The sequence below is a fragment of the Paenibacillus sp. FSL R5-0623 genome (genome assembly GCF_037974265.1).
Classification (GTDB): domain Bacteria; phylum Bacillota; class Bacilli; order Paenibacillales; family Paenibacillaceae; genus Paenibacillus.
Genome location: NZ_CP150233.1, coordinates 6,865,792 through 6,885,931 on the forward strand (window position 1 = coordinate 6,865,792; position 20,140 = coordinate 6,885,931).

The 20,140-nt window shown below is 44.1% G+C and carries 15 protein-coding genes; 4 read left to right on the plus strand and 11 right to left on the minus strand.

Annotated features, from left to right (window positions below):
• Window positions 1-3: 3 nt before the first annotated feature.
• Complete coding sequence (locus tag MKY92_RS30045) at window positions 4-2,295, minus strand: glycosyltransferase family 2 protein (protein WP_339298657.1); 2,292 nt, start codon at window positions 2,293-2,295, stop codon at window positions 4-6.
• Entirely contained in the window at window positions 2,295-3,389 is a 1,095-nt protein-coding gene (locus MKY92_RS30050; protein WP_339298658.1) for a bifunctional glycosyltransferase family 2/GtrA family protein, read from the minus strand. Before MKY92_RS30050 ends, MKY92_RS30045 begins: the two co-directional genes overlap by 1 nt.
• 397 nt (window positions 3,390-3,786) lie before the next feature.
• Here MKY92_RS30050 and MKY92_RS30055 point away from each other — a divergent pair, with 397 nt between their 5' ends.
• A complete protein-coding gene (locus MKY92_RS30055) occupies window positions 3,787-4,509 on the plus strand; it encodes a YheC/YheD family protein (protein ID WP_339298659.1) in 723 nt (240 codons plus the stop codon).
• A gap of 85 nt (window positions 4,510-4,594) precedes the next feature.
• Here MKY92_RS30055 and MKY92_RS30060 read toward each other — a convergent pair whose 3' ends face one another.
• The 8 genes from MKY92_RS30060 to MKY92_RS30095 all read right to left on the minus strand — a co-directional run bounded on the left by MKY92_RS30060 (window position 4,595) and on the right by MKY92_RS30095 (window position 14,454).
• Window positions 4,595-4,936, minus strand: coding sequence for a hypothetical protein (locus MKY92_RS30060; protein WP_047841001.1), 342 nt, complete (start codon window positions 4,934-4,936; stop codon window positions 4,595-4,597).
• A gap of 277 nt (window positions 4,937-5,213) precedes the next feature.
• Window positions 5,214-5,774, minus strand: a complete 561-nt coding sequence (locus MKY92_RS30065) for a DUF4303 domain-containing protein (RefSeq protein ID WP_339298660.1) — start codon at window positions 5,772-5,774, stop codon at window positions 5,214-5,216.
• A 28-nt stretch (window positions 5,775-5,802) separates the two neighbouring features.
• Window positions 5,803-6,081, minus strand: a complete 279-nt coding sequence (locus MKY92_RS30070) for a hypothetical protein (protein WP_339298661.1) — start codon at window positions 6,079-6,081, stop codon at window positions 5,803-5,805.
• A gap of 12 nt (window positions 6,082-6,093) precedes the next feature.
• Window positions 6,094-6,711 (minus strand): hypothetical protein, encoded by a 618-nt coding sequence (locus MKY92_RS30075; RefSeq protein WP_339298662.1) that lies wholly within the window; start codon window positions 6,709-6,711, stop codon window positions 6,094-6,096.
• Window positions 6,712-7,048: 337 nt separating this feature from the next.
• Window positions 7,049-7,594 carry a 50S ribosomal protein L25 gene (locus MKY92_RS30080; RefSeq protein WP_339298663.1) on the minus strand — a complete coding sequence of 182 codons (546 nt, stop codon included), beginning with the start codon at window positions 7,592-7,594 and terminating at the stop codon, window positions 7,049-7,051.
• A gap of 366 nt (window positions 7,595-7,960) precedes the next feature.
• Window positions 7,961-9,079: a GNAT family N-acetyltransferase gene (locus MKY92_RS30085; protein ID WP_339298664.1), complete on the minus strand. Its 1,119-nt coding sequence runs from the start codon at window positions 9,077-9,079 to the stop codon at window positions 7,961-7,963.
• 203 nt (window positions 9,080-9,282) lie between these two features.
• Entirely contained in the window at window positions 9,283-11,406 is a 2,124-nt protein-coding gene (locus tag MKY92_RS30090) for a 5'-nucleotidase C-terminal domain-containing protein (RefSeq protein WP_339298665.1), read from the minus strand.
• Window positions 11,407-11,772: 366 nt separating this feature from the next.
• On the minus strand, window positions 11,773-14,454 hold the full coding sequence (locus tag MKY92_RS30095) for an Ig-like domain-containing protein (RefSeq protein ID WP_339298666.1): 2,682 nt from the start codon (window positions 14,452-14,454) through the stop codon (window positions 11,773-11,775).
• Between the two features lie 568 nt (window positions 14,455-15,022).
• Between MKY92_RS30095 and MKY92_RS30100 the strand changes: the two genes are divergently transcribed.
• Window positions 15,023-15,646 (plus strand): hypothetical protein, encoded by a 624-nt coding sequence (locus MKY92_RS30100; protein ID WP_339298667.1) that lies wholly within the window; start codon window positions 15,023-15,025, stop codon window positions 15,644-15,646.
• A gap of 179 nt (window positions 15,647-15,825) precedes the next feature.
• On the opposite strand, the gene MKY92_RS30105 is transcribed toward MKY92_RS30100, so the two are convergent.
• A complete protein-coding gene (locus tag MKY92_RS30105; RefSeq protein ID WP_339298668.1) occupies window positions 15,826-17,190 on the minus strand; it encodes an extracellular solute-binding protein in 1,365 nt (454 codons plus the stop codon).
• A gap of 203 nt (window positions 17,191-17,393) precedes the next feature.
• Between MKY92_RS30105 and MKY92_RS30110 the strand changes: the two genes are divergently transcribed.
• Entirely contained in the window at window positions 17,394-18,107 is a 714-nt protein-coding gene (locus MKY92_RS30110) for a response regulator transcription factor (RefSeq protein ID WP_145324950.1), read from the plus strand.
• Complete coding sequence (locus tag MKY92_RS30115) at window positions 18,100-20,046, plus strand: ATP-binding protein (RefSeq protein WP_339298669.1); 1,947 nt, start codon at window positions 18,100-18,102, stop codon at window positions 20,044-20,046. The genes MKY92_RS30110 and MKY92_RS30115 overlap by 8 nt, the downstream gene beginning before the upstream one ends.
• Window positions 20,047-20,140 lie beyond the last annotated feature (94 nt).

A 20,140-nucleotide genomic window follows, 5' to 3' on the forward strand; every position in this document is an offset into this window, starting at 1 on the left:
CTCCTAACCCTCTCTGGTGGAACGATCGGAATGTGGCTCAATCAAATCAGTCAACAATTGGTCGATCAGGCCCTTCTCCACAATATCATCGATATTCTCCACCGAGAGAAGCACTTCGCGCTCACGGGCTGTCGTTTTTCCCGTATGTTGCAAAATGACTTCAATATTACTCTTCGTATAAAAAGTAACGACCGCTCCTGCCGCAATATCACCATGGAAACCCGTCGCGGAGAAGAAACGATAATTGAAGCTGCGCAGCGTACAGCTAGCATCATTGGTGAAATGAACTGGAAGCTGAAGGGATAGCCGCGGCATTTTTCGCTGATCCGATCTGGGTTGAACAACCCGTCTTTTCACATTACGTAACATATCGTCATAAGCCGTATCCCACAGATTCATCTGCTCTGGCAATGAGTGTTTACGGTCGTAGATGATTTGCATGTATTGGCGGTTATCATTCTCATCAATCGGCTGAACCGTTGCGGAGTAACGCCAGCCCTCTCCATCCTGTTTCACATAAACGATGACTGCATCGAGATTGGCCTCATACCGGTCGGTTTTGACAACCAGTGAGATGATCTTCTGCTCAGCCAAATAAATGGGATAAGGAACATAGAAGGCAATACCTTGCTCAGATACATCCACCGTCTTGGCCTGATAACGCAGATTGTTGGCTTGGTCATGAATCGTCACATCCTCCTGCGCCCGAATCCGTTCTGTCTCCCGGTACGCACGGCGGCCGATCATGAAGAACAGGGCGTAACACAGCGCAATCATGTTATGAATCAGCCAGAAAATAATGATACTGCTGAAGAACAGCGCAATGCCGTACTTGCCATTGACATACCGAATCACGGCTGCAATGGAAAGCAACAGCAAGAAGATATGCGGAAGTGCATATAACAGAGCAGACATCCATTGTCGACCGCTTGCTCTGCTTTTGTTGGTGACCTTGAATTTTTTCTCGCGAATTCCCAGCGTCTCCAGGAGAACCGGCCAGATCAAGTAAGGCATGAATATGGTATCGATAACCTGACTCCATCGCTGATTCCGAATATTGCTGGATAAATATCGCATGGATACACTATAGAAGAAATAAGATGGAAGCCAGAATATTAGGATTTGCCAGAAGGTTGTGTTCACAATCTGGAAGTCGAATAACGCAAATAAAATAGGTGCCAAAATGAAAATCAACCGGTTAAAGAAGGACCACCAGTATAAGAAACTGCTTAAGTAGGTCACTCTCGTCCAGAAAGGCAGCTTTCCAGATATGGGTGCACGCGTATTCTGCAGGCTCTGAATGATACCCCGTGCCCAACGAATTCGTTGTTTAATCATGCTCTTCACTGTTGTTGTTGTCTGCCCGGCAGCTTGAACCTCTTGAGTCGCATAGGTAATATAACCTTCCTGCTGCAAGCGGATGCTTGTCTCAAAGTCCTCGGTGATTGTATTGAGCGGAAAACCTCCGATGTCTTCCATACCCTGCCGGGAAATGATCGTATTACTTCCTGTATAGGCTACTGCATTGGAAGCATTACGCAGGATGTTTACTTCTCTGGAGAAGAAATCCTGTTCATTCGGAATGCCTTGCTCTGCATACAGGTTGAACTGGAATAGATCCGGATTGTAGAAGCTTTGCGGGGTCTGCACCAGACCAAGCTTGAACTTAGGGTCCATCTCGTCCTCTCGGCGAGGACGCCATACCTCATTCTCCTTAATAAACGTGGAGAGCATGAAATAGGGTACCGTTTTCATCAAAAAGGTGTGCTGTGGAATCATATCCGCATCAAAGGTTGCAATGAGCGGCGAAGAGCTTTTGCTCAATGCATTGTTCAGATTACCAGACTTGGCATCCTTGTTTCCGGGGAACCCCATATATCCCACGCCAAATTGTCTGGCAAGCTCCTCCACCTCAGGTCTTGCTCCATCGTCACAGAGATAGATATGAACCTTCTGCTTGTCCGGGTAATCCATGAACGTACAGGCATTAACGGTTTTATATAACAGATCAACAGGCTCATTATGCGTAGCAATAAATACATCCACATCCGGATAATACTCCGGCGGAACGATTGGAAAGTCGAGCTGTGTACGTTCTTTTTGCATTTTTTGAAAGAATAATTCAAAGGTTGTCAGTACGGTGACCGTTTCAGCAACAATCAACAGCATACCAAAAATGACGTTCAGAACGCCCTCACCCCATGGCAACGTAAAGAACGTACGCCATACCAAATAAATCGACATCAGGATCATCGTGATGACAAAAAAGATATTCTGCCTTTTTTCGTTTTGCACTACAACTGCTTCCTCCTTGCTGCAAATACCCATCTTCGCTGCAATTGGAAACTGAGCAGGAACAGCAAGGCATCACAGACGAATTTCGCCAATTTCTCATCTACGAAGAGAACGGTATGGAATATATATACTCCGGTACTGGACAGCAAGATCACTACTCCGCATAACGTCAGATAGCGCCATAGACTTCCCTGGCTATCCTCCTTGCGGAATACAAAGTATCTGTTCAGTACATAGTTGACCACAATGGAAATAACCCTCGCAATCACGGTTGCAAGCAGAATTCTTAAATAGTGTTGCTCACCCAACACGGGCCGCAACGCGTCGATCAAAAACCAGGCGATGCCCAAATCCACAACAGAACTGGCCACCGATGATGAAATGAACCGCAGGAAATTGGAGAACAACACCCCCATGACCCGAGCACTATCCTGGATCGCTTTAAAATGAGTGCCTGCATTGCCATTCTCATAAATGACTTGAATTGGCATCGTATGAATCGGTATGCCAGACTGAATGCACGAGATGAGCATCTGCAGCTCATATTCAAATCGAGTGCCGCGAACATCCTGCATAAACGCAAGTAACCCTGGACCGAAGGCACGAAGCCCAGTCTGGGTATCTGACAGCTTTTTACCATACAGCATGGCAAAAATAAAGGAGGTCATCCGATTGCCTAACAGGGACTTTGGGGGTATATTCCCCTCGCTGAAGTTCCTTACCCCGAGCACCAACGAATCCGGATGAAGCCTTGCTTCTTGGGCTATGCGGTATACATCCTCAGCTGCGTGCTGTCCGTCTGAATCAGCGGTTACAACGAAGGAAGATGCGTCGAATTGCCGACCAATATACTCAAATCCGGTCTTGAGTGCCGCACCCTTCCCCTGATTTTCCGCATGAGTCAGCAGAGCACAACCGTCCTCACGAAGCTCCTCGAAAATCGACTGGTAGGCCTCACCAGATCCGTCGTCCACAATAACAATATTAGTAAATCCATACTCTCGCAATTGCCTTACATAGGCTGGAAGTCTCTCATCCGGTTCAAGCGATGGAATGAGGATGATCGTTTCGCCGTTTTGTCTACCTCTAATCATCCTGATAAGCCTCAATTCGACATATTTTCACAGATTCTTTTTTGAATATTGTGAGTATAACATCGAAAAGGCATACAGTAAACGAATAACTTGTATATATATTGGTAAAAAAGTTGCAGTCTTTTATAAACTAATTCATAGGCGAAAAATACTAGTAGAGGGTTAGTCTAGCACTACTCAAACAATTGCACATTCGGCTCTCGTTTCAGCACATGTACCAGCATGGCGTGAATGAACGCCTCCCCAGAATGCAATCGTTTCTCGTAATAGTTCATCTTCTGTCTCCATCGACCGATTGGACATGCTTCGACTTACAAATCTGGACGAATGGCCACTTATGCGGATCACGAATTTGATTTAGAATTACCGTAGACGATTGAAAAAGGCTGTGATTCCAATGTTATTCGAAAGAGACAAATGGTTGCAGTATGGCATTCTGCGCGATGAGCCCTCTCTTGCTGAACGGTTGCCAGAAACACAGTTGCTTGAGAAGGATACGCTAACGAAGATGCTTCTTCAATATCCCAGCGTTGTACTGAAACCTCGCGATGGGAGTTACGGAAGGGATATCCTGTTCATTAGACGAGACGGCGCAAAAGCCTATCGTATTCAAAATGAAAATAACACGGTCACCATGAGAGACAACGATCAGTTACTCGAATGGCTCGAACAAACAAACAAAAGTGATGAATATATTGTCCAAAAGCGTCTGCAGCTTGCTCAAATTAAACACAGGCCGTTCGACATTCGGATCATGGTTCAGCGCAAAAAAGGCTCCTCGTCCAATTGGAACGTGACAGGTTCCTATGCTAAAGTTGCGGCACAAGGATACCAAGTCACCAATGTGAATAACCGCCCCATTCCAGTCCTTAAGGCACTGAGACTAGCTCGAATTGGAGATCGGCGCTTACTTGTCAAAGCGGAACAAGTTGCACGATTAGCTGCCAAACGATTGGGAGAGCATTACCCTATGCTTAGACAAGTTGGGTTCGATATAGCCATCGACAAGAAACTGCGAATTTGGATTATCGAAGGCAATTATCAACCAGCCTTACGGCCTTTCCGACTTTTGAAAGATTCCTCGATGCACCGAAGAATATTATGGTACAAAGAACATTAAACCGAAAAAGAGACGACCTGCCTATTACTCCGGGCAAGTCGTCTTTTCATGTTTCGTACCTAATCTTGATATTAACTCTCTTCGATTATTTCCGGCATTTTCTAATCGCACTTGTAACACGCGTCACTCGGAACTGATTTACCCCTACCTGTATAATGGCGAACTGGCTGTACGACGTACCAGAAGAGGTATACGGTTCAGCCTCAATATTTCCACTCGGTGTTCTAACCGTCGCGGTGATTCTAGTTACCAGGCACACACCACGGTCGGATGATCTCCAAGTCTCGTCACGCTGAACACTATATCTATCGTTACTACAAAAGATGGATGCATACTCCACTACTCCACTCGCATTAAACGAAGTAGAGTTATAGATCTGAACAGGGTCATAACCACCTCTAGGTGCTCCAGGTCTTCTATTTCCCATTCTCAAAACCTCCTTTTTTATTGATAGTCTATTAAATGCAATTAAATAGTTTTAGTGAGGTATAAATGTGGACAAGGCAGAAAAAGTGTGTTTGTACAGTGGTAGAGGGGGAACTGGTAGCTTCTGATGTCGTAGCTCAAACACGAAAAAGAACCACCCTTTAATGTACAAAGGTAGTTCGGGAAATTTGATCGTCTACTATTTTCCGATTCAGTAAGATTGTCTAGATTAAGTCGTATGTATGCCTTGCGAGCATCGTAGTAACGCTCCTGATGCCCTATTCTGCCGCCTCCGCCAACCATGCTTGCACAGCCGAAGACTCCGCCCGATTCAAACGTAAGGCAATTTCAGTATTGATCTTATCCGGTGGCATGACTTCAACAAGGACACATACGGACTCTCGAGGTTGATTTAAGGCAAATATACCTTCATCATCGAGCATTTTCATCGCCAGCTCCATGGCGTTTAACCTCACATCCAACTCGCAATTCCAATCATCATACTCCAGTTCCACAATGAAAGGACGCTCGTTATATCGTTGTTTGACACCGTCAAAGTACTCATCCCCAAAACAGCAATAGGGCGAATCTGCATACGACCATTTGATGAGATCCGCAATCGTGGATACCGGCGTATCACTTTCCTCTGCTTGCCTAGCCAACTCCAATGCCAAAGCTTCCCACGACCAAGCAGAGATGCTTGGCGCATGTCCTTCTCCAGTAGTGTATAACGTACAATAATAGTAACGTTCACCATTTTCAAAAAGAGTGCAAAAAGATGTTCTGGCGGCAGCGGCGATCTCTATGGCCAGTGTCTCTATTTCTTGCATTGGCTTCATGAATAGAGTTCCCCTTTCCATTCGTTGATCATTTGCCCCTTCGATATGAATTGGCTATTTGGACTAGATACCAGACACCCGCACCCACAAGTGCAGCAAACACCAGATTAATGCAGCCGAACACGATGAGTGACTTTGCTTGGCCTGGACCGATCCGGAAAGCGGTAACAAGCTGGAAGACAGCCGGTAGCAAAAATGCCAGCCAGGAGATAGTTATAAGCTTTTCTGTTCTGAAGCTCCACCATACTGCGGAACATGAGGCAACTAGCAGTACCCAGGTACAGATAATATTTAGGGCGGACATCATTTCAGCCCCCTCCTATTTGCCATGAATCACAAGTCCATATTTATTGAAGATCCACGATTGGCTCAAGTCGTGCATTGCATCATGGCTTATACGCACAGAGGGCTTTTGCTCCTTCATCGCATCTGCATCACGGGCTGAGAAGCGAAGGGGTTTGGTCATTTTTTTGATAGATTCTCTTATTTCATCAAAAAACGCATAGGTCAGCGGCTTATGGTCCCGGATATCCTCATAAATATAGTACTTTCCTTTTTCATCTTCCGAATTAACTTGAAAACCTTTCGGAAATGAAATCAAGATACACGGCAGTTCATCCTCTGCCCATTGTCCGTGATATGGAAAAGAAACCCCTTCATTTCTTACAAAAAATCCTGAACTTTCTTGATCTGATGCAATAGAAATAGAGTAAACAAAGAAGGGATGGATGTCATCTCTCTTTTCTCCTGCCACAAAATACTGATAGAACGTCTGATACGCCTCGTACACCTGATTATAATCATGCTCTGTTCGGGCAGCATTGGTACGATAGAATTGCGCTTGCCGATGCTCCAAAAGCTGCAAAAGGCTTTTAAACTCTTCAGGAGTGATGAAGAATCTCAGTTTATAGAATCCGCTATTCTTTAATTTGTCCATTTCTTTTCGCTCACCGCCCTGTTTAGAAATGTTATGCCAATTGACCTTAGCGGTTCAGGTTCAACTATATATGTATCTTATTTCCATTATAGTGATTACCTTTCCTGAGTCTACCTACTTTACACCTGAATTTTGCGAATGAACTGAGAAAGGGTAGCGAAATATAAGGATCATTGCGCTTGTACGCGAGCAAAAGACATGCGTGAGGTAATTCCAGGCTACCCCTCCTTGTGAGGATGGGAGCACGCCAACATCTCGTAATCAGCACAAATTAGCCGTACGGATGATCACCCGTACGGCTAATTTTGAATTATTCAGCTTTGCGAATTTGGAATTGTTAAGGTTTAACTACAGAGAGAAGAGACTCATTCCCCTCAGAGATCACTGTCACATCTGGAGCAAACGTTGCATCACTTACATGTAACGTTTCTCCAAGTTCCATAGTACTAATGTCAAATTCAATCGACGTTGGCAAGTGTTTCGGCAAGGCTTCCACTTCAATAGAAGATAATTGGACTTGCACGACTCCGCCCTGTTTTGTACCAATCGGTGTGCCGTTGAACTTCACAGGAATTTTAGTACGCAGGATCTCATTGGTCTGCACCTGCTGAAAATCCACATGAAGTAAATCCCGTGTAACTGGATCACGCTGGAGATCTTCCAACAATACAGTCAATGAGCCTTTCTCCTCAAACTGCAGTTCGATAAAACCAGACGTACCCTGCTTCAACCATTTTTGAAATTGTATTGTTGGAATATGAATCATTTCATTCTCCGTATTTTTGCCAAACACAATACCTGGCAAACGCCCGGATTTACGTAAATCCCTAAGTCGGGATGTATTTAATGGAATGCGGGTCTCCGCCACAAAACTAGTAGTCATGCTATGTTCGCTCCTCTTTATTAAATGATATTTTCACATTTTTCATAGTCATCCAACCATCCCCTGTTGGGGCTAAAGAGAGAAACATAGCATCACCACCTCCATATACGATCCAATTGATTTTAAAATACATTTAATGTAAGCACCCACAATATACATGAAGGCACTCTACTCCGAAGAGTAGAATGCCTATGGGATGCTTCAACCCTATCATAGAAACCTAGATTTGTCGATTTAACCCCATAATATGATCAAAAGTGTCTCCATCCAGTCCACATCGTTGATCAGCGTAGAGACCACCCCAACGTGGAGTGGCCTTCATGTCCTCATCTCTAATTTATATATCCTTAATACTCGTTGGATTCGTCAGAATTTATCTATCTTGTACCAGAATATCGGGAGTGGAAACCATCCAACGGGCGCAGCAACTGCCATATAACGACCATGTTGTGTAAGCAGAAGCGCCTGAGCCTGCTGCTTATCAAGGACAACAGCATCGGTCTTAGCAGACCGCTCGACAGTCACACCACTCGCATCCACTCGCGCAGTAATTGGCTGACCGTCCATGACTGTTGAGAACTCCCCCTCTACTATCCCTGTGGTCTTGAACTTGAGTGTCAGATATGCCTCCAATACATTGGCAAAGTCCAGAATATGATACATATCCGATGTCTCAATAACATAGTCTTCCGCAATGTTGCCAAGTGTCGTATTCAGCGGAATATCATATTCCGGTGTAAATATAGATATACGATCTGTTCTGCTATGTACCATATAAGCCTTAATCGTCCGCGAAATATCTGCCGCATTTTCCAACGCAAATTCAGATATTTCATCGCCTGTTTCGTTTACAATTAGATACCCAATCAGTTTACCTTGATCCAGAACGCCCAGCGCCTTTTGATGGAGGCTACCGAAAATAAGTGGCAATTGCTGCACTGCACGTTCAACATAAGCAAGCCGCGAGGTGTTGATGTTATGTGCAAAGGACTCTGCTCCTTCAATCTCGAAGAACGGCCTGAAAGATATTCCTGTGTCGTTCACATGTTTTAAGCCATGGCGCACATTAGCCTCTCCCACAATATACTTGAGCTTTACACCGCCAAGCGTGAAGCCAAAATACTCATACCTCTGCCGCTGACCATATAATACAACCATATCACACGTATTGCGTAATTCCTCAAGCCACATGTCCATGAGCACCTTCATATGTCCTTCGCCACGCGCCCGTGGATGGACCGATACAGTACCTAAATAGCCGGTTCGCAGGGTATAGCCACATACCGTCAGGCGCTCTGGAAAAACAGCTACCTGCGCGCGCAGCCTGCCTTTCTCATCTACAGCTACCTTATGCATGGCAGAAGAATCTACGTTCTTCCCATACCCTTTTGGCATCAGGGTTTCAAAATCCAAGTGAAAAGCATAGTTGGCTAAATCGATACATTCTTCACGCTCATCTGGAGTTGCCATTCTGTATTCAGTCATTTGCCCTATCCTTTCATAACATCAATATTGATAAACAGCCTTCCAAAACATAATTCTAGGAGCATATTCAATATCCTGCCCAGCAGCGTAGAAGAGATCGACCGCATGTAAGCATGAAAAAAACACATCCCTAATTGGGATATAACCTTCTCCCAATCGGATGTGTTTTCCTGTTTTCATATAAAATTTGACTAAGTTCTACATTATGAAGCTTTTGCTGCAACAGCTTTTTCAATTAATGCTTTGGCATCGTTAGTAGTAAGACCTTGTTTAGGTTGAAGTGATTTTTTATCTGTTCCAGCAAAAATACCTTTGTCAATCAGTTTTGCCATAGGTTTAATTGCATAGGCAGACACGGATTTACCATCTTCGAAACTAGCAATAATCGTAGCAGCGTCTTTATCAGTCGCTTGATCTTTTACCAATTTAGCAAGAATGGTAGCTGCTTCTTCACGTGTAATATCCCGATCAGGATAGAAGTTTCCACCATAACCTTGAATGAATCCAGCATGCGTAGCTTCAGCGATTGCATCTGCATATGCAGCATCAGCCGCAACATCCTTGAATGCAGGTGCTGTAGCTACTTCGTTAAGTTTCAACATGTCGACCAGAGCACTTACAAATTCAGCACGAGAAATGACTTCTGTTGTTACAGGTGTTTCTGTTGGCTCAGTAGATGCTGCCAGGTTTGTGATACGTCCTTCATTTTTAGCTTCGATGCTACCGCCTTTATACGTATCTACGATGTACTGGTAGAATACATCCAGATCGATAGGACCTGCCAGGGATGATTTAGCATCCACTAGCACTTTATAGTTATCTCCACCTGCAGCCATAAAGTTGTTAACTACAGCCGTATATGTTTTTGCAGGGTCAATCGTTGTTCCATCTTCAAGACTGAGACCAGTAACACGCTCTGCGACAGGCTTATTGAAATCTGCAGTGTATTTCAAACCAGAGATTTGGAGTGTTTTGGTATTAGGTGTACCGTCAGCATTGGTACCCCATTGCTGCTGCAACAAGGTTTTAACCTGTTCGCCAGTCAGCTCAAGTTTTACTAGAGTATTACCAAACGGTTGGATTTTGGCAAGATCAGCAAAGGTCACATCGCCTTGTGGCAGATCCGCACGAATACCGCCTGGATTCATAAATGCAAAGTCAGCAGCACTTGCCTTATCCCCAAAGTCTGCTTCACGCATTGAATCTGCAATGAGGTTACCTAGAGGGGCTTCGTTATTATAAGCATCTGTACGGGTAACAGAACCATCCGTTGTACCTACTGGCTTCGTCAGCTCAGGATGCTTGTCTAATGATTTTTTAATAATAGCTAAAGATTCAGGGTCTTCTTTTACACCCTCTTGGAAAGTCGTTGTAACAGTCGCTGATTTTTCAGTTACATCCCCGGTAGCAGGGTCAATCATCAGCTTGATATCTTCAAATGCCGTGCCATAGGAGTAAGCTTGAACGATCAACTTTCCATTCACTTCACCGTTAGCCAAAGCATGATTGTCACCTGCAACGATAACGTCAACAGGGGAATCCGCCGGTAAAGCTTTTGCCAGATCAGCTGCTTCTCCAGTGGTTACGCCTTCTTTGGTTGATGCTGGATCATGTGCCAAAACAATGATCGTTTCTACACCTTGGTCTTGCAATTCTTTAGCATATTTATTAACGGCTTCCACTTCTTCTTCTGCGCTTAAGAAACGTACGCCAGCTGTCCCAGATGGAGATACTTTGGCAGGTGTGGATTTCGTCACTAGTCCGATGAATCCAATTTTGACTCCGCCCACTTCTTTAATCACATACGGCTTAATCAATGTTTTTCCTGTGGCAGTTTCAATCACGTTTGCATTGACGTAATCAAATTTTGCACCGGCATGCGTTACCTTACCTTCTTTTGGATCAAGGCCACCAAAGATCTGTGCCTTTAAAGCAGCGACACCTTGGTCGAATTCGTGATTCCCTAAGGACCCTACATCGAAGCCCATCATATTCATCCATTCCATGGTAGGCTCGTCACGATCCAAAGATGAGGCTGGAGCAGATGCACCAACAGAGTCTCCATTATGGAATAGTAGGGAGTGTTCATATTTGGCTTGAGCTTCTTTGAGATAGGTTGCTAGAATTGGAGCCGTTCCTGCCTTCTTATCACCCACGATTGATGTGGTATCTAACTGACCGTGGAAATCATTGATTCCAATCAAGTGTACTTCTACATCGTTACCTGCGGCAGAGACAGAACCTGCTGCGCCCAATAGTTGCGTGAGTAATAGTGCAGCGGTGGCTACACGCAGTGTGCTTTTACCCAAAACTTTTTTCCAAAACATGAATGAAAAAACCCCTCTCCAATTTTAGATCCTGAGATATTTTACCATAGTTCAATTCATAAAAATCATTAAATATATAAAATGGATGTAAAAAGTTGAGAGATTGATAGAACAGCAACATGACATGTTACATTTCAGCCAAAACTTCACTATTGGTACTCTGACACGCAGCTCAATTCTTCTTACGCTATCACCTACTGGGTACGTTCGACATAGTACACTGGCACTGGCTAAAAAAAAAGACACCCTGCAGGGTGCCTTAGTTTCTTCATATAATATCTCAAAACACTCAGACGACGAGGTATCTATCTTTTACTCCAACTTGCTTTCCTCTTTATAGAGGTAGAGATGTTTCTCGGTTGACTACTATTCTGCTTTGGTTTTATCTATCATGTTCATTAATATAACAACAGCCTCTGCTCTGGTGGTTTGCGCTTTAGGTTTGAAATCGTTGTTACCCATGCCTTCTACAAGACCAAGTTCCTTCAGAGCTTCCACAGAAGTTTTCGCCCAAACAGGAATAGATTTGTCATCTGCAAAAGACGTTGTAGCATTGCCTGTAATAGATACCTTTATCGCATTCGCAACCATCACTACCATCTCGGCACGTGTTATATTGGTGTTCGGACGGAACGTGTCGTCCGGATAACCGCTAATAATGCCTTCTTGCACGGCTTGCGAGACTGCCATTTTGGCCCAAGTTCCGATCTCGGTTTTATCTGAGAATACCAGTTCCAATTCTGCTTTTTGTGAACTCAATGCACCCATCAGCATAACTGAGAACTCGGCACGTGTGATGTTCTTCCCCGGATTGAACGTTCCATCCGGATAACCGTTGATGATGCCTTTGCTTGAAGCTTGTTTAATTCTTGCTTCAGCCCAGTGTCCCGAGATATCGCTAAAACCAGGTTCCGTCGTGGGTTCAACTGGATTATTCAAGACCGGCTTCCCGCTAATTTTATCTATAACAAGGACAGCATACTTCGTAAAGTGATTAACCTCAACTATGATTTGGTTCCCTTTTATAATGCCTCCGTCCACTTTCTCCCATGCCTTGTTCACTTCATTATAATAATATACAGCTGTCGAATGATGACTCTCAAGACCTGATGAATCAAATGTAAAGGTCATTTTTACCGGCTTGAGGAAGTTCTCCGGGAAATTCTTCAAAAGCTCAAAAACTGGGCTGGCCAGAATCTCTTTATTTGTTAGCAAAATTTCGGTATTAGACACTTTATCAATCGATAGAGTCAGTTCTTGAGATGATCCTCCTGCTGGAATTGAGATCTGAATCTCTTTACCTAAGCTAACCAACCCTGATTTTCCCACCGGAACGGTTATTTTACCCGTTGTTGAAGTGACTGTATTGTCTATAGGAGCCATTGGTGCTGAAGGAGTACTCGGACTTGTTGTTTGTACGGGCTGTACAGTGAAAACTGAATACGGATTGGACTCCGTTATCCCCTGTCCTGCATTACCGGCACCATTGGACACTCCATTATTCTGAAGGGTAATAACATTGACCGATTTGTTAACGTTACCTTGAGGTGTTAACGTTGCTGTCCACGTCACACCCCCATCGGATGATTGAACAGCACTCAGTGTACCACTTGCAACCGTCAGATCTGCATTATCAAAACCCGACACGGCCTCAGAGAATGTGATCGTTACCGCTGATGTTTTGCCACTGGTCAGCGTTGTATCGGCTACAACAATCGTTGCTGTTGGTTGGGCGGTATAAACCGTATAATTATTCGAATCCGTTGTACCCGTTCCGGCATTGCCTGCAACATCACTGATGCCTGTATTATCAAGCGTAATGATATTTGTGCCATCCGTGGTGCCAACAGCCGGCGTCAATGTCGCAGTCCATGTAATACCTCCATTGGATGAACTAACGGCACTCAGCGTACCGTTTGCAACGGTCAGGTCGTCATTGGTAAATCCTGTAACTCCTTCGGAAAAAGTGAAGTTGACCTGCGATGTCTTCCCGGCAGTCATTGTCGTATCGGTGACGTCAATCGTTGCTGTAGGTCTAACCGTATCAATGGCGTAGTTATTGGAATCCGTTGTACCCGTACCTGTTATGCCGCCTTGATTCATCACACCCGTATTGTCGAGTGTAATCTTATTGGTTCCAGCAGTCATGCCGACAGTCGGGGTTAGTTCTGCTGTATAGATAATATTATCGTTAGTAGCCAGATTGTTAATGGTTCCATTCATCGCTGCAAGGTCTGCAACAGTAAATCCTGTAACTGGTTCAGAGAATGTGATGGTGACCTGTGATGTTTTACCAATGATCAGCGTTGTATCGGCTACTACAATCGTTGCCGTTGGCCGGGCGGTATAGACCTCATAATTATTCGAGATCGTTGTCCCTATGCCAGCATTGCCTACATCATTGCTCATGCCTGTATTATCAAGCGTGATGATGTTGGTTTCATCCGTGATACCATAAGCTGGCGTCAATGTCGCAGTCCATGTAATACCTCCATTGGATGAACTAAGGTCGCTCACCGTACCGTTCTCAACCAAAAGGTCAGCGACGTCAAAACCTGTCACTGCTTCGGAAAACGTAATAGTAACCAGTGATGTCTGCCCAGCAGTAAGGACCGTACCAGCTATGATAATATTTGCTGTGGGTCTTATTGTATCAATCGCATAATTACTCGAGGTGGTTATACCTACACCTACAGTACGGTCTTGATTCATCACACCTGAGTTGTCGAGAGTAATGACGTTCAATGCATCTGTAGTGTCGGGTTTAGGTGTGAGAGTTGCGGTCCAAGTAGTGCCTCCATCTGAAGATGAAGGTGCAGTCAGTGTAGCGTTTGGAACCGTTAAGTCTCCATTATCCAACCCTTGTACCGCTTCCGAGAACGTAAAGGTTACCTGTGATGTGCTGCCAATTCTCAGCAGTGTGTTATCCATTGTGATTGTTGACGTTGGAGCCGCAGCATACACCTTATCTGATGGTTTTAAGTACAACAGTCCTGTAATGAGAGACAAGACCAGAATGAAGCTCCCTATCCTTTTGCCAAAAATCATATGACCCTCCTCGTATCTTTCCTCTGGATGAGAAAATCTTCTGAAACCCTTCTTAAATACTTCAAATTCAATCTAATCAATCATTCGACACATTCGTCCAAATTCCTATATCCACAAATAAAAATAAATCGTTCGTCACAGCTGAACTACTAACTGTAAGTCGAGAGTGAGACTAGTTAAAAGTATTCATTTATGCCTTCCACAATCACCCGGAAAGATTTTCATAGAAAATAATGTATTTTATCTTTTTAGTTGCTATAATGGAATAAAAAGTAATATCATCTACATAGTCCACTGAATAGCAAGTTTCCACCGAGCCTTCCCCCCTCCACTCTAGGTATCACATCCATTTACATATAGTGCATTCAAGCAACTAATTTTGTCTATTAAAGGAGGTGAACCGAGAGCATTTTATATCTGATTTCCCTTTAATTATCATTGGGGGATGTGTTGATTGCTCTTCCACCACTCCTAACCGAACGCTGCGCAGAAATACGCAATAATTGTAAGGGTTTGTTTTTCTATGTATTTAGCTTTAACCATTATAAAGAACATAGGAGCGTGTCCAATGAATAAATTGTTCCCGAAATCTTTTCGAGTTTTTTTGGTTTGCTTGTTGATTCTTGCATTTGCCGTACCAGCAACGGCTTCTGCTGGCTATCTTGGAGATAAGCTCACAATCGGCCAAAGCATGGCGAAGGGTGACTATCTCACCTCCCAAGATGGTAGATTTTCAGCCATTTGGCAGAATGACGGGAACTTCGTTATCTATCAAAACGGTTCTTCTCTCTGGAGTAGCGGTACCAGTAACAGTGGGGCTCTTTCGTTCAATTTTGAATCACAGTACGGGAAACCTGTCATCTATAAATATGGCATGAAATATCAAGACGTTTACCAATATGGTTATCGTTATGGTTTCAACCCGGCTACAGGTAAATTCGAATATTACACCGGTTGGGGGTGGGATAAAGTTTTGATGATTGATACTTCCGTACAGGTAGCTGCTTGGTCTCCCAATACCACCTCATGGATTCCAGGTCATCACGGGAGCAGCTTACCGGCTAACACAACGGGTGACACACTGGTCATGCAAAGTGATGGGAATTTAGTTCTCTATAACACAACCCTGACCAATAGCAATTATCCGAACAGTTGGATTCCTGTCTGGGCTTCGAATACGGGCGGGCGTTAAAATCAGATCGAGAGCCGCATGATGAGCGGCTCTTTTTTTGTTTATCCAGGGAAGCTGATAGACTCACTACTTAACCCAAAGAGGTCAACCAGTAAAACGGCTGACCTCTATACATAAATGTCGTATGGACTATTCCGCTCTCTATATTTCGGGGAAATATAATAACTGTAGAGAGTCTATTACTTTACCGTCTGAGCCTTCTTCAATTTATCAGCAACGGCTTGAGTGTTGGATTGAATAGCAGCAGTTGCTTTGTCTAATGTTTTCTTCCCGTTTACTACCTGTGTCAATTCTTTCAATACAATTGACCGAAATCTCAATTCAAAATTTGGTGACTTGTTCATGAGAACATAACTTGTTATCGATGAATCCAGATCAGGTTTTAATTTATAGAATGCATCCAACTTGTACCCTGAGTACTCCTTAATCATGCGAGATAGAGGAGCACCGATACTATTGTTCGAGTTCTTGGGTTTATAGTATTCATTAGCGTAGTCATCTCCATTGAAATATTTGATGAAATCCCAAGCTGCATCAACATGAGATGCGCCTGCTGGAATTGCAAATATCTCATTAACATACACGTTCCCTGTTGACTTTCGGTCCTTAGCGGCTGGACCGGTAGCAATACCAAGCGTGAAAGGTTTATAATTCTTCACACCTTTTTTGGCTGCTTGCAGGGATTGCAACTGACTAATAGAGGCTACTTTCATAGCTGATCGTCCCATAATGAACGAGCTGCTTTCCAAGTAACTTTTGCCGGACAGACTGATCATCTCGTCAAGTACTCCGGACTTCGTTGCCTCGCTCGACAGACGATAAGCATTTTTCCACGCAGTTGTATTTGCAGTAGCCTTAAGGGTGTTTGGATCCATGTACGTTAATCCTTCTGTTCTGGCGATTTCCATTACCAGATTGCTTGATCCAGTGGAGCTTAGGCCCCAAATTCGGGAGTTCTTATCTCCCTTAGTAGGGAATTTCTTAGCAAGATTCAATATCTCTTCCCATGTCATCCCATCTGTTGGTGTTTTAACATTGTACTTTTTAAATAAATCAGCATTATACAGAAGAGCGTAGGAATCCGCTTTTGGGCTTAACCCATAAAGTTTGCCACCGCCTTGTTTCTTCAATTCATCAAGCAAGCCGGGGTATAACGTTGTCGTATCATACGTATCTCGCTTAATTAAAGGTTCTAAATCGACTAGCTTTTTATCTTTAGACATTTGTTGGTATTGGTAAGGGGGTAGCATCACAAGATCGGGTGAATACTTATTGATTGCCCCGTTGTAATCCTTAATCGACTCCATACCTCCAGGTGTAACTACTTCGATATTTACATTCGGGTACTTCTGACTAAACAGATCTCCATACGTCATTTTGAAATCATCTTCGTTCCAGTACAATACTTTTAAAGTACGTGCCGAATCTGCCTCGTTATCCGAATTTGCAGAGACTTGCTTGCCTGTGCTAAAAACTGTTGAAATACCGATTAACATAACACTTAGGCTAACAAGCATGGCCTTCTGTAATACCTTATGCTTCAAAAATAAAACCTCCACTCGTGTATTGTTCAAACGATGATTCGCTTGTGTTGTACTCAGTATAGAAGTGAAAGCTTATCATCTAACTACCGAACTTCTTATCATTTCCTTAAATCGTCCTGACGTTATTCAATGCATAAGAAATATCGCTTATAATTATCGTGATGCTCTTCAATTGAAGGAAGATGCTGGAATAGGGAGGATCTATGGCGGAAAGCACAATTTTAATGGTGGATGATGAAGCGGAAATCATCCAATTAATGAGTATTTATTTCAATAACGAAGGTTATAAGTTGCTGCAAGCGTCGAATGGAATGGAGGCGCTGAAGATTCTGCAGACCAAGCAAGTGGATCTAATTGTACTGGATCTAATGATGCCCAAGATGGACGGTTTACAAGCGTGTATGAAAATACGAGAGACGAATCCGATTCCTATCATTATGCTGTCCGCTAAAAGCCAAGATATCGACAAAATATCAGGCCTCAGTATCGGCGCTGACGACTACGTAACCAAACCGTTCAACCCGCTCGAGCTGATCGCAAGGATCAAGTCGCAGCTTCGAAGAATGAACCAGTTCAACTCCGTTTTGGGCAATGCGAACGAAATACATATCGAAAACGTCGTGATTAATAATGCATCCCACACGGTAACGGTCGATCAGCAGGAAATCAAATTGACTCCCCGCGAGTTCGCGCTCCTTCACATGCTGGCTGTTAATAGAGGGATGGTGCTGAGTATGGACCGTATCTACGAAGAAGTATGGAATGAGCCTTTTATGGAGTCGAAGAATAGTGTCATGGTTCATATCCGTAAGCTCCGGGAGAAGATAGAATCCAATCCACGTGAACCACGGATCATTAAAACCGTGTGGGGGATTGGATACAAAATCGAAAGCGATTTAAAAGCAAGGGGTGAGTAGGATCCAACCACAGTGGCTGTATACGATTCGGTGGAGATTAATGCTGATCATGGTTGCAAGTCTGGTTTTGACAGGCGCAGCTATTTTTTTGGGGTATGTCATGACGGGAGCGCTGCAGAACATTGAATACGTGGCTGTTCCGATCAATTGGCTCATTGAGTATGCCGGGTCCGTTCGCGTGATGATCATAACCGGTATCGTTCTATTCCCCATTACTTTCTTCCTTGCCAGCCTCCGTTTGGTTCGGGATTTACGTGAAATTAACACCGGATTGCAGGAAATATCGGCAGGGCGGTTCGGGCAGGTTGTAAGGGTTAAGGGCAAGGATGAGTTAAGCGTCATTGCGGAGAGTATGAATCAATTGAGTAGTGAATGGGATCATTATCTCGCGGAAATCACACGTGGTCTAGGGGAGATTGCGAACGGGCAGTTCGACCATCAAATCCCCGAAATTGCCGATCATCAACTGGGAGAGGTAGCGCTCAGCATCAACCGGATGAGTATGCAGTTGAAGCATTCGATTGCGGAGGAACGCAAGGCGGAAAAAACCAAAAATGATCTGATCACCGGTGTATCTCATGACCTGCGAACTCCACTGACCTCGATCCTCGGTTTCCTCGAAGTCATCGAGAAGGATCGATATCAGGATGAGGTGGAGATGCGCTATTACGTCAACATTGCATATGAGAAATCTTTGGCGCTTCGGCGATTGATCGACGAACTATTCGAATACACACGGGTCAACAATGGCATGCCTCTGGAACTCAGCGAGCTTAATATGACCGGGTTAATTGGCCAGCTTGCCGAAGAATTCGTGCCGATTACCGAGAGTGCAGGCATGCAAATCAGGCTGAATGTTCAAGAAGGAGACTTCAACATTCAAGCGGACGGAGCACTGTTGGTACGGGCATACGAGAATATACTCGCCAATGCCATCCAGTACGGGCGTACGGGCAAATATATTGATATCGATATTGCACAAGATGGAGATATGCTAGTTGTACGGATTCAAAACTATGGAGTCCCTATTCCCGAGCGGGATTTACCTTTTATTTTCGATCGTTTCTACCGGGTAGACAGCTCCAGGTCGAAGCAAACCGGAGGTACAGGTCTCGGTCTCGCCATAACAAAAAGTATTGTCGAGGTACACGGAGGAGGCATCACTGCGCACAGCAGCAAAAGAGCAACCTGGTTTGAAACACGGTTATCGATGTTCGGACCCAATCAGACACAAGTGGCTGTTACGGAAGAAGTTCAAAACGAAATCAATCGGATACCGACCGTGCTTCCGGAACAACACCTTGTACCAAAACAAAGAATATTTCCTTGGCTTCGACACCTGTCTCTCTCTAGGATAGCTGCTGTACCCATGATCTTGTTGCTCGTCTGCGCGGTGGTACTATTCAGTATGAAGAATTCATTTACCTCTAACCTCGTGGTGAAGTTACCTTCCATCTTCTCTGAAAATGAAGATTCAACGCTGATGCCAACAACCGGGAAGGACGAATTGGTTCTAATCACCGGTAAAACAGACAAAGACTATACACTGCTCATTCATAACTACCGTTTCGACGGGCATGACCTAATAATCCATTACTCCATGAAACATTCTAACCAGATATCGGAGACGCAGTGGGCGAAACAATCGGTCAAACCGACTTTTATGTTGGACCCTTCAACGATAAAGATAGTTCCCGGCATCGCCACAGATTCAGGAGTAGTGTTCGCCAAAAATGGCACCCTCCATTTTTATTTTATCGAGAATTTGCCACCTCCAGACCAGTTCCTTTTGAAAGTCAACGTAAATCAGTTAGTTCTGTCCAATGGCCCGGATCAGCAGGATCTGCTCACCGGAGACTGGAGCTTCGAAATTCCTGTGAAGAAAAATTATGAGCAAAAAGCCAACGGCCAAAGCGCGCCCTTACAGGATTCAACCTAATTGAGATTCTTGAAATAAGTATTATACTTCAGAACCAATGAATTACGGTTATAATTGCCCTCCAAGCAAAAAGGATCTGGAAGCTTACTTCCAG

Coding starts and splice junctions, on each gene's coding strand:
- MKY92_RS30080 (WP_339298663.1), bottom strand. CDS start 7,594: ATGACTACTAGTTTTGTGGCGGAGACCCGCATTCCATTAAATACATCC.
- MKY92_RS30095 (WP_339298666.1), bottom strand. CDS start 14,454: ATGATTTTTGGCAAAAGGATAGGGAGCTTCATTCTGGTCTTGTCTCTC.
- MKY92_RS30065 (WP_339298660.1), bottom strand. CDS start 5,774: ATGAAGCCAATGCAAGAAATAGAGACACTGGCCATAGAGATCGCCGCT.
- MKY92_RS30060 (WP_047841001.1), bottom strand. CDS start 4,936: ATGGGAAATAGAAGACCTGGAGCACCTAGAGGTGGTTATGACCCTGTT.
- MKY92_RS30055 (WP_339298659.1), top strand. CDS start 3,787: ATGTTATTCGAAAGAGACAAATGGTTGCAGTATGGCATTCTGCGCGAT.
- MKY92_RS30090 (WP_339298665.1), bottom strand. CDS start 11,406: ATGTTTTGGAAAAAAGTTTTGGGTAAAAGCACACTGCGTGTAGCCACC.
- MKY92_RS30100 (WP_339298667.1), top strand. CDS start 15,023: ATGAATAAATTGTTCCCGAAATCTTTTCGAGTTTTTTTGGTTTGCTTG.
- MKY92_RS30110 (WP_145324950.1), top strand. CDS start 17,394: ATGGCGGAAAGCACAATTTTAATGGTGGATGATGAAGCGGAAATCATC.
- MKY92_RS30050 (WP_339298658.1), bottom strand. CDS start 3,389: ATGATTAGAGGTAGACAAAACGGCGAAACGATCATCCTCATTCCATCG.
- MKY92_RS30075 (WP_339298662.1), bottom strand. CDS start 6,711: ATGGACAAATTAAAGAATAGCGGATTCTATAAACTGAGATTCTTCATC.
- MKY92_RS30085 (WP_339298664.1), bottom strand. CDS start 9,079: ATGACTGAATACAGAATGGCAACTCCAGATGAGCGTGAAGAATGTATC.
- MKY92_RS30070 (WP_339298661.1), bottom strand. CDS start 6,081: ATGATGTCCGCCCTAAATATTATCTGTACCTGGGTACTGCTAGTTGCC.